Origin of the sequence: Amycolatopsis balhimycina FH 1894 (assembly GCF_000384295.1) — a bacterium.
In the GTDB taxonomy this organism is placed as follows: domain Bacteria; phylum Actinomycetota; class Actinomycetes; order Mycobacteriales; family Pseudonocardiaceae; genus Amycolatopsis; species Amycolatopsis balhimycina.
Genome location: NZ_KB913037.1, coordinates 8,047,867 through 8,072,156, shown reverse-complemented (window position 1 = coordinate 8,072,156; position 24,290 = coordinate 8,047,867). Strand labels below are relative to the sequence as shown.

The following is a 24,290-nucleotide window of genomic DNA, read 5'->3' as shown; positions in this document are numbered from 1 at the left end:
GTAATCCGTAGGGAGAGAACGAACATGCCGGAGAAACGCGTCGCCGTGGCCAGCAAGGTGGGGCTGCACGCCCGGCCGGCCGCGCTGGTGGCGAAGGCGGCCGCGGCGCAGCCCGTCGCGGTGCAGATCGCCAAGGCCGGCGGGAGCCCGGTGGCCGCCGGCAGCGTGCTCAACCTGATGACACTGGCCGCCGGCTACGGCGACGAGGTCGTCATCAGCGCCGAGGGCGAGGGCGCCGAGGAGGCCGTGGAAGCGGTCGCCCAGCTCGTCGCCACCGACCTCGACGCCTGAGCCGTACCCTCGCGCGAAGGCCTTCGCACCGGCTCCCCGACAGCCGGTGCGAAGGCCTTCGTGGCGTTTCGTAGGCTGGCCCCATGGAGAGCGTGCGCCTGATCGACGAGTGGCCGGTGGACAACGCCGCGACGGCCGTGGTGACGGCGGACGGGAGCGTCGCGGGCAGCCACGGCGACACCGCGCGGAAGTTCCGGCTGGCCTCGGTCTCCAAGCCGCTGACCGCCTACGCCGCGCTCATCGCGATCGAAGAGGGCGTCGTCGAGCTCGGCACCCCGGCCGGCCCCGACGGCTCGACCGTGCGGCACCTGCTGGCCCACACCTCCGGGCTCGCCTTCGACGCGCACAAGGCGATGGCCGCGCCGGGCACGCGGCGGCTCTACTCCAACGCCGGGTTCGAGCAGTTGGCCGACACCCTGGCCGAGCACTCCGGCATCCCGTTCGCGCAGTACCAGGCCGAGGCGCTGTTCGCCCCGCTCGGCATGGCGAGCACGACCCTCGACGGCTCACCCGCGTCCGGCGCGGTGTCCACTGTGGACGACCTGGCCGCGTTCGCCGCCGAGCTGCAGGCCCCCAAGCTGCTGGACCCGGCCACCGTCGCCGAAGCGACGAACGTCGTGTTCCCCGGGCTTTCCGGCGTGCTGCCCGGCTTCGGCCACCAGAAGCCCAACGACTGGGGCCTCGGCTTCGAGATCCGCGACCACAAGAGCCCGCACTGGACCGGGGCGGACAGCTCACCGCGCACCTTCGGGCACTTCGGCCAGTCGGGCACGTTCCTGTGGGTCGACCCGGACGCGCGGGCGGCCTGCGTCGCCTTGACCGACCGCGCGTTCGGCCCGTGGGCCGCCGAGGTCTGGCCGCGCTACACCGACGCCGTGCTGGCGGAACTGGGCGCGTGAACGCGCTTTCCCGCCCCGGAGGGAAAATCGCCGACCGCGCGTGCTGCCCAACGGCCCGGGGCGGCCAGGGTCCAAAGACCCTGCCGCCACGGGTGGCCGGGGTGGTCTCATCTAAGGGTGCAGGCCCGCCGCCGGGCTGGTGCGGGGACCTCGAGCCCCGGCGGGCCGCACACCTTCACTCCATGAGGCGGATCGGCGTCCCCGCCTGGTAGGCGGCGATGTCCTCGATCGCGTCGCCGTAGAAGATCTCGTACGTCTCCCGCGCGACGAACCCGATGTGCGGTGTCAGAACGGCGTTGTCGAGTGTCCTCAGTGGATGGTCGGCGGGGAACGGCTCGGTGTCGTAGACGTCGAGCGCCGCGGCCCGGATCTCCTTGCGCCGCAAGGCGTCCACCAGCGCGGCCTCGTCGACGATCGGGCCGCGGGAGGTGTTCACCAGCAACGCGGTGGGCTTCATCGCGGCGAGCTCGGCCGCCCCGACCAGGCCCCGCGTCCGCTCGCTGAGCACCAGGTGGACGGAAAGCACGTCGGAGCGGGCGAACAGCTCCTCCTTGGACACCGCGGTGACGCCGTGCGGATCGGCCTTCTCCCGCGTCAGGTTCTGGCTCCAGGCAATCGTCTCCATGCCGAAGACCTGGCCGATCTTCGCCGCGCCCGCGCCGAGCCTGCCGAGGCCGAGCAGGCCGAGCGTCTTGCCGTGCAGCATGGTGCCGACGGTCGTCTGCCAGCCGCCCTCGCGCATGGACCGGAACTCCTGCGGCAGGTTCCGCGACGCGGCGAGGATCAGCGCCCAGGTGTGCTCGGCGGTCGGTTCCCCGATGTACCCGGTGGCCGACACGACGACGCCGTTGCGCCGCGCGGCCGCGACGTCGATCGCCGCGTTCCGCTTGCCCGTGCTGACCAGCAGCTTCAGGTCGGGCAGCCGGTCGAGCACCTCGGCCGGGAAGCGGGTGCGCTCACGCATCGCGACGACCGCCTCGAAGCCCTGCAGCTGCCGGACGACGTCGTCCAGGGGCCGCGTGAAGACCGTGATGCCGGCCTTGAGCGAGTCCCAGTCACCGAAGGTGAGGGCGACGTTCTGGTAGTCGTCGAGAATCGCGATCCGCATGGCCTCACCGTAGCCAGCCCGGGCCCGGCCCGCGGACCAGGGGCGACGTGACGCCCGGCACTCTTGAACGCGTTCAGAAAGAGGGCTACCGTCATCCTGAACACGTTCAAAACCTGGTGTTCACGACCTGGAGGAACCATGGATCGAATCGTCCTCGCCTATGCGCTCTACCTGCTCATCAGCGTTCCGTTGACCGTGCTCGTGGCCCGGACGCTGAGCAAGCACGGCCGCGCCTTCCTCACCGAGGTCTTCGCCGACAGCCCCGGCCTCGCCGCCGCCGTCAATCAGCTCCTGGTCGTCGGCTTCTACCTGATCAGCCTCGGTTTCGTGACGCTGTTCCTGACCAGCAGCGCCGAGGTGCCCACCGCGCGGGAGGTGTTCGAGCTGATCTCGGTGAAGGTCGGCACGGTCGCGCTCGTCCTCGGCTTCATGCACCTGACGAACGTGCTGGTCTTCAACGGCATCCGGCGCCGCCACCTGGCTCCGAAGCTCCCATCGGTCCCGGTGTCACAGCCGCTCCCGATGCCTTACGCCGGCCAGGTCCCGCCCTACCCCGCGCCCTGACGGACCCGGCGCTAACGTGCTGCGCGTGGCCAAGAGCGAGGAAACGCGGTCCCTGATCGTCACGACCGCGATGCGGCTGTTCACCGAGAACGGCTACGACCGGACGACGATGCGGGCGATCGCCGCGGAAGCGGGCGTCTCGGTCGGGAACGCCTACTACTACTTCTCCTCGAAGGAACAGCTGGTCCAGGGCTTCTACGACGAGATCGCCCGGCAGCACCTGGCCGCGGCCCGGGCGCTGCTGGACGGCGAAACCGGCTTCGCGGCGCGCCTGCGGGCGGTGCTGCTGTGCTGGCTCGACATCGCCGAGCCCTACCACCGGTTCGGCACGCAGTTCTTCGTCAACGCGGCCGACCCGGAGTCGCCGCTGAGCCCGTTCAGCGACGACTCCTCGGCCGCCCGCGAAGCCTCGATCGGCCTCATGCGCGAGGTCGTCGACGGCTCCGACGTCAAGCTCGACCCGGAACTGCGGGACCAGCTGCCGGAGCTGCTCTGGCTCGGTCAGATGGGCGTGGTGCTGTTCTGGGTCCACGACCGCTCGCCCGGCACCAAACGCAGCCGGATGCTGGTCGAGCGCAGCGTCCCCCTGATCGCCCGGCTGGCCGCGCTCTCCCGGCTGCGGATGTTCCGGCCGGTCAGCCGGGAGGTCGTCGACCTCATCCGCGAGCTGGCGAAGCGGGACTGACCGCCCGGAAGTACAGGAACCGCGGTTTGGTGCGCAGGTTCGCCGCCCAGTTCGGATCCGCCTCGTCGGTTTCCGGTACCGGCATCGGCTCGACCAGGCGGTCGACGTCGAACCCGGCGTCGCGCACCGCCTGGAACGTCCGGCTCAGCGGACGCCGGTAGAAGCGCACCCGCTGACCGGGCGGGAACTCGTCTTCCAGCAGCTCGACCTCGAAGTAGTTCTCCTTGCCGAACCACCGCCAGTCCTCGCCCGGGTGGTGCACCGAGAACACCAGCAGCCCGCCGGGCTTCAGGACCCGGCGGAACTCCGCCAGCGCCGGCCCCCAGTCCTTCAGGTAGTGCAGCACGAGCGACGCCGTGACCACGTCGATCGAGCCGTCCTCGACGTCGAGTGGACGGGTGATGTCCGCCTGCTCGAACCGCGCGACGTCCCCGAACTTCCGCCGCGCGACGGCGACCATGCCGGCACTCGCGTCGACGCCGAGGACGTCCGCTCCCCGCCCGGCCAGCAACGCGCTCAGGTGCCCGGCCGCGCAGCCGGCGTCGAGCACGCGCTTGCCCTCGACGTCTCCGGCCAGGTCCACGATCGCGGGCCGGTCGTAGAGAGCGTTGGTGACGGACTTCTCCGCGTGCTCGGCGTAGTCCTCGCTGAACGCGTCGTACTGCGCCGCGCGCGCCCGGCCGAGGATCTCCTCGATCACCTCCGTCTTGGCGTCGGCGTAGTTCTGGATGTACTTCCACGTCTTCGCGGCCAGCTCCCGCTTCTTCGCCACGTAGAGGTCACGCTCCTCCGGGTGCGCCCGCATCCGCTCGCGCAGGAGCCGGTAGCGCTCGGTCTGGCCGTTTCCGGGCGAGTACACGTGCAGGTTGATGTCCGTGTCCGGGCCTTTGAAGCAGCGGTGCTTCTCCCAGTCCGGCTCGCGGATGACGAGCCGGTAGCCGGCCGCCTCCAGGGCGGGGACGTAGGCGTCCTCGTCGTCGGAATCCGGTACCTCCAGGAGGATGTCGATGATCGGCTTGGCGCACAGCCCCGGCACCGACGTCGACCCCACGTGCTCGAGGACGAGCACCCGGTCCCCCAGCACGCCCCGGATCCGCCCGGCTTCGCGCTCGAAGAGCTTCGGCCACTCCGGGTCGTAGTCGGCGAGCGTGACCGTGGACTCGAGTTTCGGTGCCTCGCCGACCCACGCCGAGGCGATCCCGGCGTCGTTCAGCGCTTCTTGACTGGTCATCTTGGTGAAGACCCCCTTCTTTTGGGCAGTCCACCAGAATATCGGAACCGGCGATCTTCGCCAGTGAACTTCAGCCGATCGGCAGCGGCAGCAGGTTGCCCGTCGCCGCGCGCAGCGCGTCCCGCATCGCCGCGCGCGGGGCGGGGCGGCCGGTGAAGTGCTCGGCTTGGCCGAAGGCCTGGTGCAGCAGCATGTCCAGCCCGGTCGCGAGCCGGCCACCGCGCGCCGCGACCGCTTCGGCGAGCGGCGTCGGCCACGGGTGGTAGATGACGTCGAGGACGTGCGCGACCGGGGCCAGGTCGGCCACGTGCGGCCCGACCGCGTCCGGCGGGACGGTGTTCACGAGCACCGCCGCGGAACCCAGCGTCGCGAAGTCCGTTTCGGACCAGCGGAGCACGTCGACGTCGAGCGAAGCCCGCTTCGCCGCGTCGAGGGTTTCCGAGGCCCGGGCGGGTTCCCGGACGACCAGGCGCACCTGCCGCACCCCGAGCGCCGCGAGCCCGACGACGGCCGCCGCCGCGGTGCCACCCGCGCCGAGCACGACCGCGATGTCGGCGGGCGACGGCTCGTAGCCGCCCGCCGCGCGCAGGGCGCCGGTGACGCCGTCGACGTCGGTGCAGTCCGCGAGCCAGCCCTTCGCGGTGCGGACCAGGGTGTTGGCCGCGCCGACGGCGGCCGCGCGCGGCGTCACCTCGTCCGCGTGGTCCAGCGCCGCGCGCTTGCCCGGCATGGTGACCGAGAGCCCGGCCCACTCGGGGCCCAGGCCGTCGACGAGCCCCGGGAGCTCTTCGGCGCTCGTCTCGATCCGCTCGTACGTCCAGCCCGTCAGGCCGAGCGCGGCGAACGCGGCCGTGTGCAGCACCGGCGACAGCGAGTGCGCCACCGGCTTGCCCAGCACGGCGGCGCGGCGCGGCTCAGAAGACACCCTTCGCCCTGGCTTCCGCGACGTTCTTGTTGTGGTCCTCCAGCTTGACCGCGAAGCAGGACAGGCCGTTCTTCTCACACTTGACGACGTACAACCAGTCCCCCTCCGGCGGGTGCACCGCCGCCTGGATGGCGTCGGGGCTCGGGACCGAGATCGGGGTCGGGGGCAGCCCGGTGTTCCGGTACGTGTTGTACGCCCCGGACTTCGCGCGGTCGTCGTCGTTGGTCTTCAGGGTCGGCCGGTCCAGCACGTAGTTGACCGTGGAGTCCATCTGCAGCCGCATGGTGATCGCCAGCCGGTTGTAGATCACCCGCGAGAGCTTGCCGAAGTCGGTCTTCACGGCTTCGCGTTCGATGATCGAGGCGATGATCAGCGTCTGGTACGGCGTCATCCCCGGACCGGCCGACTGCGGGCTGAGCCCGGCGTTCTGGATCGCCTCGGCCGAGGACTTCACCAGCTGGGTGATGATCTCCTGTGCGCTGGCCCCGGGCCGGACGTCGTAGACGCCCGGGGCGATCAGGCCTTCCAGCCTGCGGTCCTTGCGGTCGGCCTTGTTCGCGGGCTCGACCGCCCAGTCCGGCACGCCGAGCGCCTTCAGGTCCGCCCCGTCGACGACCTTGCGCAGGTCGTCGGTCGTGACGCAGGTGCTCTTGCCGTTGAGCTGGGCGCACGAGGCCTTCGCCATCAGGCTGTACACACCGGGCGTGACCTTGCCGTCGGGCTGGGTGATGTCGTCGAACTGCGTGTACGGCCGGATCTCCAGCTGCCCGACCCTGGCCTCCGGGGCCACGATGCGTTCGACCGCGCTGGCTCCGGACATGTGCGACTTCATCACGTAGAAGCCGTGCTGGAGCTTGGCCAGCTTCGTGTTGTCCTCGCCCGCCTTCACGAACGCCTTGCCGCTGGCGACGACGCCCGCCGTGGCGAGCTTCGCGCCGATCGCCGACGTCGAGTCGCCGTCGTCGACCTGGAACAGCACGTCACCGTCGCCGGAACCTTCGAAGTCGGCGTAGCCGAAGATCTTGTTGAAGCCGTAGTAGGCGCCGCCGGCGAGCAGGACGATCACCACGAGCGCGGCGACCCAGCCGAGGGCGCGCTTGCCCTTCTTCTTCTTCCGCGGCTTCTCCGGCTCGTCCTCGTAGTCGTCGTACTCGGCTTCGTCGTACTCGGCGTCGTCGTAGTCCGCGTACTCGTCGTCGTATTCGTCGTACTCGTCGTCCTCGGCGAAGAGCTCCGGCTCCTCGCGCGGCGGACGCGGGGGTTCGGCCGGAGGCGGCGGAGCCAGCGCCGGCAAGACGTCGGTCTGCGGTTCCTCGCGCACCGGCGGAGGCGGCGGCCGGCGCCGCCGCGGGGGCTCGTCACCGGGTTCGGGCACGACAGCAGAGCGGTCACCCGGCTGGACGGACCGCCGCGCGGGCGACGGGGGCTCGCGGCGGGGGTCGGGACCGGGGTCGGGATCGAGGGCCGCGCGACGCCGCCGTGACTCGACGGCCTCGGCCGGGTCGGGGGCCCGGCGACGGCCCGGCCGCGGCTCGGCGGCCTCGATCGGCTCGGGAGCCGGGCCTCGCCGGCCCGGCTGGGGTTCGGCCGCGCGCCGCCGCGAGGGCGGTGGCTCGACCGGTTCCGCGGCGGCGCGGCGCCGGGATGGCCGGCTCGCGGCCTCGGCCGGCTCCGGGGCCGCACGACGGCGGCGGGGGGCCGGGGACTCGACCTCGGAGCCCTCGTCGAGGCCGTGCCGGGCCCGCGCGGCCCGGGCGGGGGCGGCCTGCTGGGCCTGCGGGTCGAACTCGTCGTCGGCCGGGGGCAGCGTGCCCGGCGGCTCGAGCCGCCGGCGGCGGCCGCCCGCCGGGTCGTAGCCCGGCTCGGGCCGTGCCCGGCGCGACGGCTGCGGCAGCTCGTGCTGGCCGCTGTGCCGGGACGGCTGCGGAAGCTCCTGGTAGCCGCTCGCGCGGGGGTCTCGCGGGTCGACGCGGCGAGGCGCGGGCCGGGACGGCGGCGGGGTCACCGCGTCCGGTTCGCGCAGGCGTCGGCGCCCACGCTCGGGTGGTTGCTCGTTCATCGGTCTCCCTCCCGGGCGCGGTGCGCAGCGACGGCGTCGATCCAGGCCTGCAAGATCTCCACGGCGGCGGCCTGGTCGACCACCGCGCGCTGCTTGCGGCCCTTGACCCCGCGCTGGGAGAGGATGCGGGATGCGGTGACCGTGGTCAACCGCTCGTCGCCCAGCCGGACCGGCACGGGCGCTATCCGCCCGGCCAGGCGTTCAGAATACGCGATGGCCAGCTCGGCCGCCGGTCCCTGCCGGTTGGCGAGCGTTCGCGGCAGGCCCACGATCACCTCGACCACCTCGTGCTCGGTGACAAGGGCGGCCAGCTGGTCCAGATCACTGTCGTCGGTCGCATCGCGGGAGAGGGTAACCAATGGCGAGGCGAGCACGGGGGCCGGATCGCTCAGCGCCACCCCGACCCGGACGGATCCGACATCCACTCCGAGCCGACGGCCGCGCCCCGGATCGTCCTTGCCTGGCCGATCCGGGCCGCGGTTTCCGCGGTTAACCAATGCCGGCAATCGCCGAGCGGAGGGCGGTGACCGCCTCGGCCGCGCCGGCCGGGTTGGTGCCACCGCCCTGGGCCATGTCGGGCTTGCCGCCGCCGCGTCCGCCGATCTTCTCGGCGAACGACGGCACGAGCTTGCCCGCGGCGATGCCCTTCTCCTGGGCCGCCTTGGTCGTCGCGACGACGAAGCTCAGCTTGTCGCCGGCCGGCGAGAACAGCGCGACCACGCCGGGCCGCGAGCCGAGCCGGCCCCGGATGTCCGACGCGAGCGCGCGCAGGCCGTTGCCGTCGACGTCCGGGACGACCTCGGCCACGACCGAGACGCCGTTGACGTCGACCGCCTTGTCGGCGAGCGCCCCGGTCGACCCCAGCACCTGCTGGGTCTTCAGCTGCGCGATCTCCTTCTCGGCGTTCTTCAGCCGGGTCAGGACATCTTCGATGCGGGCGGGCAGCTGGTCGGACGGCACCTTGAAGGTGTTCGCCAGCTGCGAAACCAGCAGCTGCTCCTTGCGGACGTACTTCAGCGCGTCCGTGCCGACCAGCGCCTCGACGCGGTGCACGCCCGAGCCGATGGAGGCGTCCGAGACCAGCTTGACCAGGCCGAGCTGGCCGATCCGGTCGACGTGCGTGCCACCGCAGAGCTCACGGGAGTACTCGCCCATGTCGACCACGCGGACGTCGTTGCCGTACTTCTCGCCGAAGAGCGCCACCGCGCCCAGCTCGAGGGCCTTGTCCTTGGTCGTGGTGAAGCTCTGCACCTCGACGTTGGTCTGCAGGTAGTCGTTGACCTCCTGCTCGACCTCGGTCAGCACGTCCGCCGAGACCGAGCCGGGCGTGGTGAAGTCGAACCGCATGCGGCCCGGCGAGTTCAGCGAGCCCGCCTGCGCCGCGCGCTTGCCGTACGCGCCGCGGACGGCCGCGTGCACCAGGTGCGTCGCGGAGTGCGAGCGCTCGACGGACAGCCGTCGGTGCGCGTCGACCGAGCCGGTCAGCTTGGTGTCCAGGCCGACCTCGCCCTCGGTGACCTCGACGCGGTGCACGAACAGCCCCGGCACGATCTTCTGGACGTCCAGGACCTTCAGCTCGACGCCGTCGCCGAGCAGCACGCCGGTGTCGGCGACCTGGCCACCGCTCTCGGCGTAGAACGGCGTCCGGTCGAGGACCAGCTCCGCCTTCTTGCCCGCGGCGACGCTGCGGACCGGCTGCCCGGCTTCGAGCAGCGCGACGACCTTGGCCTCGGCCTGCAGGTCGGTGTAGCCGAGAAACTCGGTCTCGCCGTGCTGCTCCAGGACCTTCCGGTACTCCGAGAGGTCGCCGTGGCCGGTCTTGCGCGACGCCGCGTCCGCCTTCGCGCGGGTGCGCTGCTCGTTCATGAGCGTGCGGAAGCCGTCCTCGTCGACGGTCAGGCCCTGCTCCGACGCCATCTCCAGCGTCAGGTCGATCGGGAAGCCGTAGGTGTCGTGGAGCTGGAAAGCCTTGTCACCGGCCAGGACGTCCCCGCCACCGCGCTTGGTCTCCTCGGCCGCGAGGTCGAAGATGCGCGAACCGGAGGTCAGGGTCGAGAGGAAGGCCTCCTCTTCGATCCGGACGACCTCGTTGATCCGGTCGAAGCCCTCGACCAGCTCGGGGTAGGTCGGGCCCATGGTGTCGCGCACGACCTTCGCGAACTCCTGCAGCACCGGCTCCTGCACGCCCAGCAGGCGCGTGGACCGGACGATGCGGCGCAGCAGCCGGCGCAGCACGTAGCCGCGGCCGTCGTTGCCCGGGGTGACGCCGTCGCCGATCAGCAGGACACCGGTGCGGGCGTGGTCGGCGATGACCCGGAAGCGGACGTCGTCGGCGTGGTTGCTGCCGTAGCGGCGGCCGGAGAACTCCTCCGCGCGGCCGATGACCGGGCGCACCAGGTCGGTCTCGTAGACGTTCTCGACGCCCTGCAGGATCGTCGCCACGCGCTCGACGCCCATGCCGGTGTCGATGTTCTTCGCGGGCAGCTCGCCGAGGATCGGGAAGTCCTTCTTGCCGCTGCCCTCGCCCCGGATGTTCTGCATGAACACCAGGTTCCAGATCTCGATGTAGCGGTCCTCGTCGACGACCGGGCCGCCCTCGCGGCCGTACTCCGGGCCGCGGTCGTAGTAGATCTCCGAGCACGGGCCGCAGGGGCCGGGGATGCCCATCGACCAGAAGTTGTCGACCATGTCGCGCGCCTGGATGCGCTCGCCGGGCAAGCCGGTGAGCTTGCGCCACAGGCCGGCCGCCTCGGAGTCGTCCTCGTAGACGGTCGCCCAGATGCGGTCCGGGTCGAGGCCGAAGCCGCCGTCGCTCTGGGGCTTGGTGATCAGCTCCCAGGCCGCCTCGATGGCGCCTTCCTTGAAGTAGTCGCCGAAGGAGAAGTTGCCGGCCATCTGGAAGAACGTGTTGTGCCGGGTCGTCTTGCCGACCTCGTCGATGTCCGGCGTGCGCACGCACTTCTGCACGGAGGTCGCGCGCGGGTACGGCGGCGGCGCCTCACCGAGGAAGTACGGCTTGAACTGCACCATGCCGGCGTTGACGAACAGCAGGTTCGGGTCGTCGAGGATCAGCGGCGCGCTGGGCACGCGCGTGTGCCCCTTGCCCTCGAAATGGCGCAGGAAACGATCGGTGATTTCGTGTGTGTCCACGGGTCAGTCCTCGTGCTGGTGGCGGAGAAGGGGTCGACGTCGACGGCGGAGGGGTCCGGGCGGGCCCGGATCAGGCCTCCGCCCGGCGAGCTCGCCGGACCGGGCGCCGGGCGGCCGCGTGCCGTCCCTCGGCGCGGGGCGCCGTGACGCCCGTCCGCTCCTCGACCATGTCGTGCAGCTCCTGTTCCCGCTCGTTCATGCCCGCGCGCACTTCGGCGCCGAACGAACCGACGGCGCCGGCCAGCTCGCGCACGGCGTCCCCGAGGTTCGATGCTAACCCGGCCGGGGTGGCCTGACGAGCGGTTTCGGCGGCCTTGCGGGACAGCGCGACGCCGGCGACCACGCCGACGCCGAGCCAGAACAGCCGCCTCATTTGCCGGCCTTCCTCGCGGCCTTCAGGGCGCTCTTCTTCTTGCGCGCCCTGATCGCCTTGCTGAGCCCGTAGGACAGCGCCGCGGTCTTGACCAGCGGGCCGCCCAGCGTCGCGGTGAACACCGACGTCAGCGCGGAGACGTTGCCCGTGACCGCCTGCGCGTTCGCGGTGATCCCGTCCACCCGCTCCAGCTGGGTGTTCACGTGGGTGATCGTCTGGTTCGCGCCGATCAGCAGCGGGTCGGTGTTGCTGTTGGTGCGCTCGATCGCCTCGGTGGCCGCGTCCAGCGTCTTGCCGAGCTTGATCAGCGGGATCGCCAGCAGGACGACCAGCACCACGAATGCTCCTGCGGCGATCAACGCGGCGATCTGCCCTGCCGACACGGGCCCTCCTCGGTTCGGGGGTCGGGATGACGCCTGAGGTTACCGCCTGGCCGGGTCCCCGACCGTGTCACCCCGCCCGGCCCCGAAAACGCCTCGCCCCGGCCGTCGCGGGGCGGTACACCTGGGCGATGGGACACGACGACGGACCGGGCCGCCGGGTCCTCGCGGGGCCGGCCGGAGCGGCGGCCGACGTCTTCGCCGCGTTGTCCGGCGCGGACCTGACGACGGTCCAGCTGGAGGTCGCGCGCCGCCGCGCGGACCGGCTGTCCGGGCCCGGCGTGCTGCGCCGGCACCGGGACGACCGGTTCGTCGCGCCGAGCCCGCTGCCGTTCGCCGTGCTGCGGCGGGTCGAGGACGCGCTCCTGGCCGCGGCTGCTTCGTTCGACCTGGTCACGCTCGCGCCGCTGGTGCCGCTGGGCACGCATTCGGCGGTGGCCGGGCTGGCGCAGCACCGGGTGGTGCCGACCGGCCGCGGCACCGAGGTCGCCGCGGATCCGACGACCGGGCTGGCGCTGGAAGCGGCGGTCCGGCGCACGGGTCCGGATCCGGTCCGGCTGGCGACGGTCCAGCGGGTGGTCCGCGCCCAGCGCGTCGACCGGTCCGGGATGTACGCGCACTTCTCGCTGTTCGGCGCGGTGACGGCGGGCCGGGACACCGGCAACCTGGAGTTCGAGCGGCAGCACGTCGACGAGCACGCCCGGCTGATGGTGGCGGGGTGCCGGGCGCTGGGCGCCACCGCGGTCTCGCTCGGGGTGACCGTGCTGGACCCGCGGTTCGAGGGCCTGCTCGACGCGACGGAGGTGCCGGTCCGCCCGTTCCCGGAGCGCGAAGGCGGCCGCGGCGGGTATTACGAAGGCCTCTGCTTCAAGGTGTACGCGTCCTTCGGCGGCGAACTGGCCGAAGTCGGCGACGGCGGCTTCACGCCGTGGACGCGCAAGCTCCTGGGCAACGCGAAGGAACGCCTCATGACGAGCGGCCTCGGCGTCGACCGGCTCGCGACGCTCCTCCCGGACTGAGCAGCGCCTCACCGGACGTCGTGAACGACTCGTTCATGACGTCCGGTGACAGGAAAGGGTCGTTCACGACATCGCGTCAGGAGTCCTTGACGACCGCGCGGTAAAGGGCGGCCATGTCCTCGTCGCCGTGGCCGGCTTCCACCACGGCGTCCAGGTGCGCGAGGACCGCTTTCGCCCCCGCGACGTCGACGTCGTCGGCCGCGGCTTCGACCACCAGGCGGGCGTCCTTCGCCGCCAGCCCGGCCGGGAACGCCGCCGGGTACTCGCCGGACAGCATCGCGGCGCCCTTGACGTGCGCGTAGCCGACGTCCAGGCCGCCGCCCTTGATCGTCTCCAGGAACAGCGCGGGGTCGACGTCCAGCGCCCGGGCCAGGCCGAGGCTTTCGGCCGTGCCGTTGGTCAGCGCCAGCACCCACGCGTTCATCACCAGCTTCAGGCGGCTGCCCTGCCCGGCCGGGCCGAGCCACTGCGTCTTGACGCCGACCGCGTCGAACACCGGCGTCGCCTTCGGGCGCGCCTCTTCCGGACCGGACGCCAGGACCTGCAGCTGCGCCTGCTCGGCAGGCTGCCGGGTGCCGAGCACCGGCGCGTCGACGAACACCACGCCCGCCTTCTCGGCCATCTCGGCCAGGCGGTCCGTCCAGTCCAGGCCGACCGTGCTCATCTGTAGCCACAACGTGCCCGAAGCGGGCGAAGCGGCTTCGAACGTTTCGGCAACCGCGGATCCGTCGGCCAGCATCGTCACGAGGATGTCCGCGCCTTCGGCCGCCGACGCCGCCGAACCGGCGACCGTCGCGACCTCGGCGAGGGGCTCGGCCTTCTCCCGGGTCCGGTTCCAGACCCGGACGTCGAGGCCAGCCTTCGCGAGGTTGGCCGCCATCGGGGCGCCCATGATTCCGGTTCCGAGAAACGCGACAGTCATAGCGCCATCGTGCCGAACGCGCGCCACGACCGCGCGCTCAGTAGTCGCCGAGGAGGCAGAACGGGTGGCCCGCCGGGTCGGCGTAGACGCGCCAGCCGCGGCCGCCGAGGTCGGGGTCGAGCAGCCGGCCGCCGTTCGCCAGGACCACGTGGTGCGACTCCCGGAAGTCGTCGACCTCGAAGTCGAGGTGGAACTGCTGGGGGAAGGCCGGGTCGGGCCAGCGGGGCGGCCGGTGGTCCGGCGCCCGCTGGAACCCCAGGACCAGGCCGTCCACGTGCAGGGTGGCCCAGTCCTCGTCGACCCGCCAGCGCGGGTCGGGCCGGTTCACCTCGCCACCGAGCAGGGCCTGGTAGAAACCGGCGAGCCCGGCCGGTTCCGGGCAGTCCAGGACGACGCACTGCAGCCTCGCGGGCACGGGTCGGCCTCCTAGCCGTCACGGGGCCCTTCCGGCGTTCGGGGCCGCCTCGAGGCGCGAGCTTACGAAACCCGGAGATCTCGTTCGTTCCCGGCCCGGGAAGTACTGATCCGGCCAAAAGCAGGCCGCCCCCGCGCGGCACGCAACCGTTGCTACAAAGCCGTTCGGCCGTGACTGTGGCCGGATCGGTACGATCGGCACAGCATCAGGAACCCGGACGTTCGTCCGCCGGGGTCACCGATCGCCGCGGATCGTCCGGCGCAGCTTCGGGACGCGCTCGGCGAGCGTGCGCTCGGCGCCGCGCTGAGTGGGCTCGTAGTAGTCCCGGCCGACCAGGTCGTCCGGCGGGTACTGCTGCGCCAGCACGCCTTCCGGCACGTTGTGCGGGTACCGGTAGCCCTGCGCGTTGCCCAGTTTCTTGGCTCCCGCGTAGTGGCCGTCGCGCAGGTGCGGCGGGACGGTGCCGGCCAGGCCGGCGCGGACGTCGGCCAGCGCGGCGTCGATGCCGGTGACCACCGCGTTGGACTTCGGCGCGGTCGCCAGGTGGATCGTGGCCTGGGCCAGTGCCAGCCGCCCCTCCGGCATGCCGATGAACTGCACCGCGTGCACGGCCGCGACCGCCGCCTGCAGAGCCGTCGGATCGGCCAGGCCGACGTCCTCGCTGGCGTGCACGACCAGCCGCCGGGCGAGGAACCGCGGGTCCTCCCCGGCCTCGATCATCCGGGCCAGGTAGTGCAGCGCGGCGTCCACATCGGACCCGCGGATCGACTTGATGAACGCGCTGATCACGTCGTAGTGCTGGTCGCCGTCGCGGTCGTAGCGCACCGCCGCCTTGTCCACAGTGGACTCGACGATGGCCAGGCCGATCGTCTTCGCCTCGGTGGCCGAAGCCGCGTCGGCCGCCGCTTCCAGTGCGGTGAGCGCGCGGCGCGCGTCCCCGCCCGCGAGCCGGACGAGGTGGGCGCGCGCGTCCTCGGTCAGCGTCAGCTCGCCGCCGAGGCCGCGCTCGTCGGCCAGGGCGCGCTCGATCAGCTCCGTGATGTCGGCGTCGGTCAGCGGGCGCAGCTGCAGCACGAGCGACCGCGACAGCAGCGGGGACACGACGGAGAACGACGGGTTCTCGGTCGTCGCCGCGACGAGCAGCACCGTGCGGTCCTCGACCGCGCCGAGCAGCGCGTCCTGCTGGGTCTTGGAGAACCGGTGCACCTCGTCGATGAACAGCACGGTGTTCTCGGCGTTGTACTGACGGCGCCGCCGCGCCTCCTCGATGACCCCGCGCACTTCCTTGACGCCGGCCGAAAGCGCGGACATCGCGACGAACCGGCGGCCGGTGGCGATCGAGACCAGGTTGGCCAGCGTCGTCTTGCCCGTGCCGGGCGGGCCGTAGAGCAGCACCGACGCCGGCGCGGCGCCTTCGACCAGCCGCCGCAGCGGCGCGCCTTCGCGCAGCAGGTGCTGCTGGCCGACGACCTCGCCGAGCGAGCGCGGGCGCATCCGCACGGCCAGCGGCGAGCTGGCCGGGTCCGCCTGCGGTTCCGCCGCGTTCGACGTCGTCCGCTCCGGCGGCGGGGCCACGTCGGTATTCACCGAGTGGGATGCCGGCTCCGCGGAGAAGAGTGCGTCGCCGGGGAAGAGCTCGTCCTGTGCCACACCGATGACGTTAACCGACACCACCGACAAGACCGCTTGCCGAGGTGCCCGGAACCGCGCTACCGTCGTGATGACTGGTTGACCGAAAGTGCGATTCCGGTCAACAGGTCAAACGCTCAACGAACCAGCAGGTGGAACCGCATGAGTCATCCCAACCGCGAACGCGCCGACCGCATCCTGGACGCGGCGGGCGAACTACTGCTGCGCATGGGCTACCGGAAGGTGGCGATCGACGACATCGCGCGCGCGGTCGGCATCGGCAAGGGCACCGTCTACCTGCACTGGCGCAACAAGGAGCTGCTGTTCCAGGCGCTGATGATGCGCGAATCGGCCGACCTCACCGACGAGATCCTGAGCGCGATCAAGGCCGACCCGGCGATGATCCTCCCGCACCGGATGATCTCGGCGTCGTTCCTCACCACCCATCGCCGTCCGCTGGTGATGGCGATGCTGCGCGGCAACGCCGAGATGTTCGGCTCGATGGGCGACCTCGCCCTGCGCAAGCAGCAGGACGAACTGCGCGCGCAGTTCGAGGACACGATGCTGCGGCACGGCCTGGTCCGGACGGACGTGCCGAACCTGTCCTTCGCGATCAACGCCACGACGGTCGGCTTCTACTTCGGCGGGACGCTCACCGACGAGTTCGACGGCATCCCCCCGGAAGCGCGGGCGGAAGCCCTCGCGCACGTCATCCGCACCGCGTTCGAGCCGTCCGGCGAGCCCGATCCCACGGCGGTGGCGGAGGTGGCGGCGGAACTGGGCTCGGCGCTCGAGGAGCTCGTCTCGGGCTACCGGAACGGGATCTACGCACACGATCCCACCAGGGCACCCGGCTGATCCCGGGGCCACACAGGGGAAAGAAGGGGCGGAAATGACCACCACACCGGCGGACACCTGGGGACTCCACGCCTCCCAGTTCTGGCTGCGGGGGAAGCAACCGGAAAGCCGCGTCGAGTTCGCCGCGGAGCTGGGGATGTGGAACGTCTACGGGCACCCGGAGATCGAGGAGATCCTCCGCGACCCGGCGACGTTCTCGTCCGACACGACCCGGCTGGTGCCGAAGGAGATGATGCCGGACGCCGACCTCGAAGCGATGACGGCGGGCAACCTCCTGCAGCTGGACCCGCCGCTGCACAACAAGATGCGCAAGCTCGTCAGCCGCGCCTTCACGCCGAAGGTGGTGGCGGACCTCGAGCCGCGGATCGCCGCGATCACCCACGAGATGCTCGACGCCGTCACCACACCCGGACGGCTGGAGCTGGTGGAGGACCTCGCCTACCCGCTGCCGGTGATCGTGATCGCCGAGCTGCTGGGCGTCCCGGCGAGCGACCGGCACCTGTTCAAGGGCTGGGTGGACAAGATGTTCGAGTCCTCCGAGCAGCTTTCGCTGGTCAAGAAGGACGAGAAGCAGGACGAGGCGATCAAGAAGTCCCTCGAAGGCCAGAAGTCGCTCACGGACTACCTCGGCGTGCACGTCGACGAGCGGCGGAAGCAGCCGCGCGAAGACCTGCTGACGAAGCTGGTCGAGGCCGAGCTGGACGGCGAACGGCTGTCCCGCAACGAGGTCGTCAACTTCGCCAACATCCTGCTGCTGGCCGGGCACATCACCACCACGATGCTGCTCGGCAACTCGGTGCTGTGCCTGGACACGCACCGGGAGTGGGACGAGCGGATCCGCGCGGACCGGTCGCTCGTGCCGCCGGCGATCGAGGAGTCGCTGCGATTCCTCACACCGTTCGCGGCGGTGGCCCGCACGACCATGCGGGAGGTGGAGCTGGGCGGCGTCACCGTGCCCGCCGACCAGCTGCTGATGACCTGGGTGGCGGCGGCCAACCGGGACGAGCGGGTGTTCACCGACCCGGACGCCTTCGACCCGCTGCGCGATCCGAACCCGCACCTGGCGTTCGGCCGCGGGATCCACTTCTGCATCGGCGCGCCGCTCGCGCGGCTGGAGGGCCGGGTGGCGCTGAACATCCTGTTCGACCGCTACCCCGCGTTGCGCACGATCCCGGGTGAGCCGCCGAAGTTCCAGGTGAACCCGAACATGACGGGCGTGCGGGAACTGCCGCTGACCACGGCGTAGGCCGGTTGCGCCCTGGGCGAACACCCTCGCCCGGGGCGCCCGGCGTGCCCGATGGTGGGGCGATGAACGTGGCGGTGCTGCCGGACATCCACGGGGTGCTCCCGGCGCTGGAGGCGGTCCTGGCGGAACCGGACGTCGAGGCGGCGGAGAAGATCGTGCTCCTCGGCGACATGCTGGCCGGCCCGATGCCCGTGGAGACCCTGGAGCGGCTGCAGGGGCTGGGCGACCGGGCGATCTGGGTGCGGGGCAACGCCGACCGCGAGCTGGCCGAATCGGCCCGCGGCTCGGGGACTTTCGTCCCGGACCCGATCTTCCCGTGGGCGGCGAAGCAGCTGCGTCCGGCCGACCTGCCGGTGCTGGACGCGCTGCCGCTGACGGTGACGGTGGACGGCGTGCTGTTCTGCCACGCGACACCGCGGGACGACACGGAGATCGTGCTGGTGGACTCTTCTCCGGAGCGCTGGGCGGAGGTGCTGGACGGCGTTTCCGCGTCGACGGTCGTCTGCGGGCACACGCACATGCCGTTCGTGCGGCTCGCGGACCGGCGGCTGATCGTGAACCCCGGCAGCGTCGGGATGCCTTACGGGACAAGGGGTGCGCACTGGGCGTTGCTCGGCGACGGCGTCCAGTTGCGGCGCACGGAGTACGACACCGAGGCGGCGTGCCGGTACCTCGCTTCGCGGTCGGCTTACCCCGGCATCGAGGAGTGGGCGGACTTCTTCGTCCGCAACCCGGCTTCGGACGTGGAAGCGCTGCGGGTGTTCAGCGGGCGCGGAACGAGTTCCACATGATGACGGCGGCGTAGGGCAGGAACTCGCGGCCGCGGCGCCAGAGCCACGGGATCCCCTTGAGCACCAGCCACCCCACGTGTCCCGTGGTGCTCGGCTCGACGCCGCCGCTGCAGGTGAGGCTCACCGGTTCCGGCACGGCGAACCCGGCGTCGGCGAGCAGCCCGGTGAACCCGCTCGCGAGCATGCGGTGACCCAGTTCGGAGGGGTGCAGCCGGTCGACGCTCCAGGAGGCCAGGTCGTAGGCGCCGGGCAGCCGGGCGAGATCGAGGCAGGACACGTCTTCACGGGCGGCGACGTCGTCGATGGCGGCGTTGAGTTCGGCGACGCGGGCGCTGAGGGCGCGCTTGAGCGACGGCGGGAGGCGGAAGATCTTGCTGTGGTCGTGGAAGCGGACGGGCAGCACGGTGGTCCCGGTCTCGCGGAGGCGCCGGATCACTTCGGTGAGATCGGCGGCGATCCGCGCGGCGTCGAAGTCCGGCCGGAGGGTGTCGTTCATGCCGGCGACGAGCAGGGCCACGTCAGGCCGGTGGGCGACGGCGGCGGGGACCTGTTCGGTGAGCACGCACCGCATCCGGGCCCCGGCGAAGGAGGGGTTGAGGTAGCCGCTGGTTTCGATGCCGAGCGCGGCGGCGGCGAGGGGACCGACACCCCGCCAGCCACCCCGCCGCGGCAGCGGATCACCGAGCCCGACGGCGGTGGAATCGCCGAGCACGACCAGCCGCCGCGCTCGCCGCAGCGGCGGGACTGCCGCCAGCGGGGGCCGGGAAGGTTCGGGAAAGGGAGTGACATCGACGCTCATCACGGTCACGCCCACGACCATCGGCCACGGAAGCTCACATGCGGTGAGGACGAGGTAACGCGCCCTCGACACCGGGCCTAATTCTTGACGCTCACCTCACGGACGCCGGATTCGTCCTGTTCGCCGGCTCGCCGGAGGTCTTGAATGACTCATTCAAGACCTCCGGAGACCTGAATGAGTCATTCAAGACACCGCGACAGCGGCTGCCACGCACCCCCGGCGAGGCTGTGGGCAACTTCAGCGGAACGCGGGGTAGAACGCCAGGTCGGCGTGCGGTCCGAGGCGGGCCGCCAGTGCCGCGGCCACCTTGGCCGCGAACTCCGGGACCGCCGGCATCCGGACGTACCCCGCGTGCTTGGCCAGGTCCCGCCACCACGTCACGAACGCCGCCTCACGGCTCACCGGGGAGGACTGCCGGGACAGGTCGAGGGAGCCCAGCTCCTCCCCCGTGATCAGCCAGACCCGCAGCAGCTCGCTGGCGGTCAGGTGGGTGGCGAGGACGTCGTCGTCGGTGAAGGCCGGCCACACTCCCACCACCTCCGCGCGCCACGCCGCGATCATCGCCTCGCTCATCCCGGCCGGCAGGGCGAGCGCGTCCGGCCAGCTCGCGAACGGCAGCCGCAGGTGGGCGGCGTCGACCAGGGCCGAGCGGACGCAGCCGTACTCGAAGTCGAGGAACCGGACGCCTTCGCCGGTGACCAGGTTGTTGTCCGGGCTCAGCTCGACCGGGCTGAACGCCCGGAAGCCCGCTGCGCGCGACTGCTCCACCGCCGCCGTCACCTGCGCGCGCACCGCGTCCGGCACCGTGATGCCCAGCCGCTCCTGGAGCAGCGGCGGCACTTCCGCGCAGAGCTCGTCGACGCCGCCGGAGTCGCTCTTCGCCGGGCCGCCGAGCCGCCGCAGCAGCGCGTTGAAGTCCGGTTCGCGCCCGGCCGTGCTCGCGTGCAGCCTGCCCAGCGACCGGGCCCACGACAGCAGGGCGCGCTCGGCCGCACGGGAGTCGCGCGCGTAGAGCTTGTCCTCCAGCGTCGGCGTGGGGCCGAGGTCGTCCAGCACGAGCACGCGGTCGCGGCCGTCGTGGGCCAGCAGCTCCGGGCACATCCGCTCCTCCGGCGAGAGCGCGGTGAACAGCTGGTAGCTGACCGCCTCCTGCGCGAACGGGTCGGCGGCGCCCGGCTCCGGCGGATCCGGGTAGTGCTTGATCACCAGCGTGCGCGGCAGCGCGAACGACGACGACACCACCCTCGCGCGGACCACCGTGGCGGGCCCGCTCCCCGCGAGGTCCTCGGGCGCGACCAGGGTGATCGCGCTCCCGAACCGGCGCGAAAGAACCGACTCGCCCGCCGTGACCGCCGCCGCGACGGCGAGGTGCTCGGCTCCTGCCCCGACCCCAGCGTCGCCGGCGGAGGAGGTGTCGACTGTCATTGTCACCGACCCTACTCGTGACTGAGCAACCATGACTACTGACATCCGGACAAGAAGACGCATCCCGCCCGGACACGGGTCACCCGCGTGAAAGCGGACGCATTCCCGCGGGAGAACGTTGCCCATTCCAGCGCACCATCAACACAATGGCCGCTGCTGCAACGATTCCGAGAAGGTTGACGAGCAGCTGCCCGACGGACTGGAGGCACCGGCTCCACTCCCCCGCCACGGCCGCGACGACCGCGTAGCCCGCGGCCGGCACCGTGGTCACGGAGATGAACACGCCCACCAGCGCGGCCGACTTCGCCGACGTCATGGCGAGCATCCCGGCGGCGCCGGCGAGCATCGCCACGACCAGCGACGGCGCCCCGACGGAAAACACGAAGTCGACTTCGTTGTGCTGCTGAAGCTGGAACGCCTTCTCGCCGAAGACGTCCGTCGCGTGGACGAGCAGCGTGCCGCCGAGCGTGACCACCATGGCCAGCGGGAAGCCGACGGCGAGCGCGGCCGCCGCCTGCCGGATCAGCTGCCGGTGCCGCAGCACCAGGCCGACGGCGAGCGCGGCCAGTGGCCCGAACTCCGGTCCGACGACCATAGCGCCGACGATCGTCACCGAGGAATCGGTGAGCACGCCGACGGCGGCGAGCAGGCACGCGATGGTGAGGAACGCCAGGAACGTCACGTTCAGCCGCGACTCCTCACCCGTCCGGCCGAGGAGCTCCTGCCAGACGACGGCGTCGGCCGCTTCGCCCGGCGCCGCCTCCTCCGCGTTGTCGGCGGCGTCGGACAGCGCGGTGTCGAGCGCTTCGAGCGTGATGCCGCCGGTGTGGTCGAGGTCGAGCCCGCACAGCGCGTCGACGATCTCGTCCGCCGCCTCGCGCGCGATATCGGCCTCGACCAGGTCGCCTTCGGGCTCCACGGCGGCGCCGCGGTGCACGATGAGGTGCGCCGTCCCGGCGTGGGCCCGCAGGATTTCGAGCGCCTCGGCGGTCTTGTCCGGCGGGCACACGGCCCTGAGGTGCAGCACTAGTTCGGCGGGGAGGCGGCCGGTTTCGCGTCGATCCCGGCCTCCTTGCGCTGCTGCGCGGTGATCGGCGCCGGCGCCGCGGTCAGCGGGTCGTACCCGCCGCCGGTCTTCGGGAACGCGATCACGTCACGCAGCGAGTCGGCCTTGGCCAGCAGCATGACGATGCGGTCCCAGCCGAAGGCGATGCCGCCGTGCGGCGGGGGGCCGAAGGCGAAGGCGTCGAGCAGGAAGCCGAACTTCTCCTGCGCTTCCTCCTCGCCGAGGCCCATCAGGCTGAAGACGCGCTTCTGGACGTCGCCGCGGTGGATACGGATCGAGCCGCCGCCGATCTCGTTGCCGTTGCAGACGATGTCGTAGGCGTAGGCGAGCGCGTTGCCCGGGTCCTGCTCGAACTTGTCGATCCACTCCGGGGTGGGCGAGGTGAACGCGTGGTGCACCGCGGTCCACTTGCCGGAGCCGACGGCGACGTCGTCGCCGATGTCCTCGACCGGCGCGAACAGCGGCGCGTCGACGACCCACACGAACGACCAGGCGTTCTCGTCGATCAGGCCGAGCCGCTTGCCGATCTCGTCGCGCGCGGCGCCGAGCAGCGGCTGCGTCGAAGCGGCCTTGCCCGCGGAGAAGAAGATGCAGTCGCCCGGCTTGGCGCCCGCCGCGGCGGCGACGTTCTCGCGCTCGGTCTCGGACAGGTTCTTGGCGACCGGGCCGCCGAGGGTGCCGTCGGGGTTGACGAGGATGTACGCGAGGCCGCGCGCGCCGCGCTGCTTCGCCCACTCCTGCCACGCGTCGAGCTGGCGGCGCGGCTGGTCGGCGCCGCCGGCCATCACGACCGCGCCGACGTACGGCGCCTGGAACACGCGGAACGGCGTGTCGGCGAAGAACTCCGTCATGTCGGTGATCTCGAGGTCGAAGCGCAGGTCCGGCTTGTCCGAGCCGTACTTGGCCATCGCCTCGTGGTAGGTGATGCGCGGGATGGGCCGCGGGATCTCGTGCCCGATCAGCTTCCACAGCGCCGAGACGATGTCCTCGCCGAGCGCGATGACGTCGTCCTGCTCGACGAAGCTCATCTCGATGTCGAGCTGGGTGAACTCGGGCTGCCGGTCGGCGCGGAAGTCTTCGTCGCGGTAGCAGCGGGCGATCTGGTAGTACCGTTCCATGCCGCCGACCATGAGCAGCTGCTTGAACAGCTGCGGCGACTGCGGCAGCGCGTACCAGGAGCCGGGCTTGAGCCGGGCGGGCACCAGGAAGTCGCGCGCGCCTTCGGGCGTCGAACGGGTCATCGTCGGGGTCTCGATCTCGACGAAGTCCTGCGCGTGGAGCACCTCGCGCGCGGCGCGGCTGACCTCGCTGCGCAGCCGCATGGCCGCGGCCGGGCCGCTGCGGCGCAGGTCGAGGTAGCGGTGCTTGAGCCGGACCTCTTCGCCGACGTCGACCCGGTCGTCGATCGGGAACGGCAGCGGCGCGGACTCGGACAGCACTTCGAGCCCGGTCGCGAGGACCTCGATCTCGCCCGTGGGGATCTCGGCGTTCGCGTTGCCCTCGGGGCGCTTCGCGACCTCGCCGACGATCTTGACGCAGAATTCGGAGCGGAGCGCGTGCGCGCGCTCGGCCATCTCGCCCTCGCGGAAGACGACCTGGGCGACGCCGCTCGCGTCGCGGAGGTCGATGAAGATGACGCCGCCGTGATCGCGCCGCCGGGCCACCCATCCGGTGAGGGTGACGGTCTGTCCGGCCTGTCCGGCACGCAGGGTGCCGGCTTGGTGAGTGCGGAGCACTGCGACTGCTCTCCTTCGACATGGATGGTTCTCGCCGCTTGAAGGCTAACGAACCACCCAGCCTACGACGTCGGCAGGCTCGTCCCGCACGGTGGTCAGAGGACGTACTTGGGCCGGATCTCCAGCGCCGCGACCAGGCGGTGGGCCTGGGCCAGGTAGGCCGCCATCCGGTAGATGCGCCCGCCCGGGTGCGCCACCAGCCAGCTCGCCGCCGCGGTGGCGGAGCCGAAGAACGGCTGGCCCGCGCAGGCCACCGCGTCGGCCCCGTCGAGCCCGAACCCGAGATCGACCGCCGCGACCACCGCCGACGGCGGGTCGGCCAGCAGGATCGCGTGCGGCGTCAGTTCGATGCGGATGTGCGTCCCGGTGACCGGGCAGATCGCCGCCGCGTGGACGCGCTCGCCGGTCGCGATGGCCAGGAGGAACATGTCGACCGTGCCGTCCGGGCCCGCGCCGAGGGTGCCTTCGGCCGGCTCGAGGCGGTGGTGGGCGCCGCGGGGCGCCGGGCCGGTCGACACGAGGTCTCGGTGCAGGGTGAACCCGATCAGCTCGACCAGCCGCCGCGCCTCGGCCGGGGCGACGCCCACGGTCGCGGCGAGCCGGTCGACGCCGACCGGGTGCCGGCCGGCCCGGGTCAGTTTCAGGGCGGCCCAGGCGAGCCGGGCGGCCGCGACCCGGTCGGTCTGCGAGGTCGTCAACGTCCAGCTCCCTTCGGGATC

General features: G+C 71.8%; 24 protein-coding genes. 8 read left to right on the top strand and 16 right to left on the bottom strand.

Features of this window, described 5'->3' with window-relative positions; all coding sequences use genetic code 11:
- The first annotated feature begins 24 nt into the window (after positions 1-24).
- Positions 25-291: an HPr family phosphocarrier protein gene (locus A3CE_RS0137270; protein WP_013224593.1), complete on the top strand. Its 267-nt coding sequence runs from the start codon at positions 25-27 to the stop codon at positions 289-291.
- 83 nt (positions 292-374) lie between these two features.
- The gene (locus tag A3CE_RS0137265) at positions 375-1,190 is read left to right on the top strand and encodes a serine hydrolase domain-containing protein (RefSeq protein ID WP_020645199.1); all 816 of its coding nucleotides are present in this window, start codon (positions 375-377) and stop codon (positions 1,188-1,190) included.
- A 175-nt stretch (positions 1,191-1,365) separates the two neighbouring features.
- Here A3CE_RS0137265 and A3CE_RS0137260 read toward each other — a convergent pair whose 3' ends face one another.
- Positions 1,366-2,298 carry a D-2-hydroxyacid dehydrogenase family protein gene (locus tag A3CE_RS0137260; protein ID WP_020645198.1) on the bottom strand — a complete coding sequence of 311 codons (933 nt, stop codon included), beginning with the start codon at positions 2,296-2,298 and terminating at the stop codon, positions 1,366-1,368.
- Positions 2,299-2,436: 138 nt separating this feature from the next.
- Here A3CE_RS0137260 and A3CE_RS0137255 point away from each other — a divergent pair, with 138 nt between their 5' ends.
- Together A3CE_RS0137255 and A3CE_RS0137250 are read left to right on the top strand one after the other, a co-directional pair.
- Positions 2,437-2,862, top strand: a complete 426-nt coding sequence (locus A3CE_RS0137255; protein ID WP_020645197.1) for a hypothetical protein — start codon at positions 2,437-2,439, stop codon at positions 2,860-2,862.
- Positions 2,863-2,887: 25 nt separating this feature from the next.
- Positions 2,888-3,547 carry a TetR/AcrR family transcriptional regulator gene (locus A3CE_RS0137250; RefSeq protein WP_026469223.1) on the top strand — a complete coding sequence of 220 codons (660 nt, stop codon included), beginning with the start codon at positions 2,888-2,890 and terminating at the stop codon, positions 3,545-3,547.
- Here A3CE_RS0137250 and A3CE_RS0137245 read toward each other — a convergent pair.
- The 7 genes from A3CE_RS0137245 to A3CE_RS0137215 all read right to left on the bottom strand — a co-directional run bounded on the left by A3CE_RS0137245 (position 3,519) and on the right by A3CE_RS0137215 (position 11,668).
- The gene (locus tag A3CE_RS0137245) at positions 3,519-4,778 is read right to left on the bottom strand and encodes a GrpB family protein (RefSeq protein WP_020645195.1); all 1,260 of its coding nucleotides are present in this window, start codon (positions 4,776-4,778) and stop codon (positions 3,519-3,521) included. The two genes, A3CE_RS0137250 and A3CE_RS0137245, sit on opposite strands and share 29 nt — an antisense overlap.
- 70 nt (positions 4,779-4,848) lie before the next feature.
- The gene (locus A3CE_RS0137240; protein ID WP_020645194.1) at positions 4,849-5,676 is read right to left on the bottom strand and encodes a shikimate dehydrogenase; all 828 of its coding nucleotides are present in this window, start codon (positions 5,674-5,676) and stop codon (positions 4,849-4,851) included.
- A gap of 16 nt (positions 5,677-5,692) precedes the next feature.
- On the bottom strand, positions 5,693-7,762 hold the full coding sequence (gene mltG, locus A3CE_RS0137235; protein ID WP_020645193.1) for an endolytic transglycosylase MltG: 2,070 nt from the start codon (positions 7,760-7,762) through the stop codon (positions 5,693-5,695).
- Complete coding sequence (ruvX, locus tag A3CE_RS0137230; protein WP_020645192.1) at positions 7,759-8,187, bottom strand: Holliday junction resolvase RuvX; 429 nt, start codon at positions 8,185-8,187, stop codon at positions 7,759-7,761. Before ruvX ends, mltG begins: the two co-directional genes overlap by 4 nt.
- A gap of 64 nt (positions 8,188-8,251) precedes the next feature.
- Positions 8,252-10,912 carry an alanine--tRNA ligase gene (alaS, locus tag A3CE_RS0137225; RefSeq protein ID WP_020645191.1) on the bottom strand — a complete coding sequence of 887 codons (2,661 nt, stop codon included), beginning with the start codon at positions 10,910-10,912 and terminating at the stop codon, positions 8,252-8,254.
- Positions 10,913-10,982: 70 nt separating this feature from the next.
- Positions 10,983-11,285, bottom strand: coding sequence for a hypothetical protein (locus tag A3CE_RS0137220; RefSeq protein WP_020645190.1), 303 nt, complete (start codon positions 11,283-11,285; stop codon positions 10,983-10,985).
- Positions 11,282-11,668: a DUF948 domain-containing protein gene (locus tag A3CE_RS0137215; protein ID WP_020645189.1), complete on the bottom strand. Its 387-nt coding sequence runs from the start codon at positions 11,666-11,668 to the stop codon at positions 11,282-11,284. The genes A3CE_RS0137220 and A3CE_RS0137215 overlap by 4 nt, the downstream gene beginning before the upstream one ends.
- Before the next feature lie 128 nt (positions 11,669-11,796).
- On the opposite strand from A3CE_RS0137215, the gene A3CE_RS0137210 reads away from it, so the two are divergent.
- Entirely contained in the window at positions 11,797-12,684 is an 888-nt protein-coding gene (locus tag A3CE_RS0137210; RefSeq protein WP_020645188.1) for a hypothetical protein, read from the top strand.
- Between the two features lie 76 nt (positions 12,685-12,760).
- On the opposite strand, the gene A3CE_RS0137205 is transcribed toward A3CE_RS0137210, so the two are convergent.
- The 3 genes from A3CE_RS0137205 to A3CE_RS0137195 all read right to left on the bottom strand — a co-directional run bounded on the left by A3CE_RS0137205 (position 12,761) and on the right by A3CE_RS0137195 (position 15,671).
- A complete protein-coding gene (locus A3CE_RS0137205) occupies positions 12,761-13,606 on the bottom strand; it encodes an NAD(P)-dependent oxidoreductase (RefSeq protein WP_020645187.1) in 846 nt (281 codons plus the stop codon).
- A 37-nt stretch (positions 13,607-13,643) separates the two neighbouring features.
- Positions 13,644-14,021: a VOC family protein gene (locus A3CE_RS0137200; protein WP_020645186.1), complete on the bottom strand. Its 378-nt coding sequence runs from the start codon at positions 14,019-14,021 to the stop codon at positions 13,644-13,646.
- A gap of 234 nt (positions 14,022-14,255) precedes the next feature.
- Complete coding sequence (locus tag A3CE_RS0137195; RefSeq protein ID WP_051183811.1) at positions 14,256-15,671, bottom strand: replication-associated recombination protein A; 1,416 nt, start codon at positions 15,669-15,671, stop codon at positions 14,256-14,258.
- Between the two features lie 141 nt (positions 15,672-15,812).
- Here A3CE_RS0137195 and A3CE_RS0137190 point away from each other — a divergent pair, with 141 nt between their 5' ends.
- From A3CE_RS0137190 to A3CE_RS0137180, 3 genes are all read left to right on the top strand, one after another.
- Positions 15,813-16,508: a TetR/AcrR family transcriptional regulator gene (locus A3CE_RS0137190; RefSeq protein ID WP_020645184.1), complete on the top strand. Its 696-nt coding sequence runs from the start codon at positions 15,813-15,815 to the stop codon at positions 16,506-16,508.
- A gap of 34 nt (positions 16,509-16,542) precedes the next feature.
- Positions 16,543-17,754, top strand: coding sequence for a cytochrome P450 (locus tag A3CE_RS0137185; protein WP_020645183.1), 1,212 nt, complete (start codon positions 16,543-16,545; stop codon positions 17,752-17,754).
- 62 nt (positions 17,755-17,816) lie between these two features.
- Complete coding sequence (locus A3CE_RS0137180; protein WP_020645182.1) at positions 17,817-18,545, top strand: metallophosphoesterase family protein; 729 nt, start codon at positions 17,817-17,819, stop codon at positions 18,543-18,545.
- Here A3CE_RS0137180 and A3CE_RS0137175 read toward each other — a convergent pair.
- The 5 genes from A3CE_RS0137175 to merB form a co-directional block, all read right to left on the bottom strand.
- A complete protein-coding gene (locus A3CE_RS0137175; RefSeq protein WP_020645181.1) occupies positions 18,517-19,365 on the bottom strand; it encodes an SGNH/GDSL hydrolase family protein in 849 nt (282 codons plus the stop codon). The genes A3CE_RS0137180 and A3CE_RS0137175 overlap by 29 nt on opposite strands.
- A gap of 216 nt (positions 19,366-19,581) precedes the next feature.
- Positions 19,582-20,769 carry a hypothetical protein gene (locus A3CE_RS0137170; RefSeq protein WP_020645180.1) on the bottom strand — a complete coding sequence of 396 codons (1,188 nt, stop codon included), beginning with the start codon at positions 20,767-20,769 and terminating at the stop codon, positions 19,582-19,584.
- A gap of 79 nt (positions 20,770-20,848) precedes the next feature.
- Positions 20,849-21,796, bottom strand: a complete 948-nt coding sequence (locus tag A3CE_RS0137165; RefSeq protein WP_020645179.1) for a DUF389 domain-containing protein — start codon at positions 21,794-21,796, stop codon at positions 20,849-20,851.
- Positions 21,796-23,571 (bottom strand): aspartate--tRNA ligase, encoded by a 1,776-nt coding sequence (aspS, locus tag A3CE_RS0137160; protein WP_020645178.1) that lies wholly within the window; start codon positions 23,569-23,571, stop codon positions 21,796-21,798. The genes A3CE_RS0137165 and aspS overlap by 1 nt, the downstream gene beginning before the upstream one ends.
- Positions 23,572-23,666: 95 nt before the next feature.
- On the bottom strand, positions 23,667-24,269 hold the full coding sequence (gene merB, locus A3CE_RS0137155) for an organomercurial lyase (RefSeq protein ID WP_020645177.1): 603 nt from the start codon (positions 24,267-24,269) through the stop codon (positions 23,667-23,669).
- Positions 24,270-24,290: the final 21 nt, after the last annotated feature.

Bases quoted from the DNA above. Each gene is read 5' to 3' on its own strand.
- A3CE_RS0137205 (WP_020645187.1), bottom strand. From the start codon at position 13,606: ATGACTGTCGCGTTTCTCGGAACCGGAATCATGGGCGCCCCGATGGCG.
- A3CE_RS0137255 (WP_020645197.1), top strand. From the start codon at position 2,437: ATGGATCGAATCGTCCTCGCCTATGCGCTCTACCTGCTCATCAGCGTT.
- A3CE_RS0137175 (WP_020645181.1), bottom strand. From the start codon at position 19,365: ATGGTCGTGGGCGTGACCGTGATGAGCGTCGATGTCACTCCCTTTCCC.
- A3CE_RS0137265 (WP_020645199.1), top strand. From the start codon at position 375: ATGGAGAGCGTGCGCCTGATCGACGAGTGGCCGGTGGACAACGCCGCG.
- A3CE_RS0137260 (WP_020645198.1), bottom strand. From the start codon at position 2,298: ATGCGGATCGCGATTCTCGACGACTACCAGAACGTCGCCCTCACCTTC.
- A3CE_RS0137220 (WP_020645190.1), bottom strand. From the start codon at position 11,285: ATGAGGCGGCTGTTCTGGCTCGGCGTCGGCGTGGTCGCCGGCGTCGCG.
- A3CE_RS0137180 (WP_020645182.1), top strand. From the start codon at position 17,817: ATGAACGTGGCGGTGCTGCCGGACATCCACGGGGTGCTCCCGGCGCTG.
- A3CE_RS0137185 (WP_020645183.1), top strand. From the start codon at position 16,543: ATGACCACCACACCGGCGGACACCTGGGGACTCCACGCCTCCCAGTTC.
- A3CE_RS0137270 (WP_013224593.1), top strand. From the start codon at position 25: ATGCCGGAGAAACGCGTCGCCGTGGCCAGCAAGGTGGGGCTGCACGCC.
- A3CE_RS0137210 (WP_020645188.1), top strand. From the start codon at position 11,797: ATGGGACACGACGACGGACCGGGCCGCCGGGTCCTCGCGGGGCCGGCC.
- A3CE_RS0137190 (WP_020645184.1), top strand. From the start codon at position 15,813: ATGAGTCATCCCAACCGCGAACGCGCCGACCGCATCCTGGACGCGGCG.
- A3CE_RS0137170 (WP_020645180.1), bottom strand. From the start codon at position 20,769: ATGACAGTCGACACCTCCTCCGCCGGCGACGCTGGGGTCGGGGCAGGA.
- mltG (WP_020645193.1), bottom strand. From the start codon at position 7,762: ATGAACGAGCAACCACCCGAGCGTGGGCGCCGACGCCTGCGCGAACCG.
- A3CE_RS0137245 (WP_020645195.1), bottom strand. From the start codon at position 4,778: ATGACCAGTCAAGAAGCGCTGAACGACGCCGGGATCGCCTCGGCGTGG.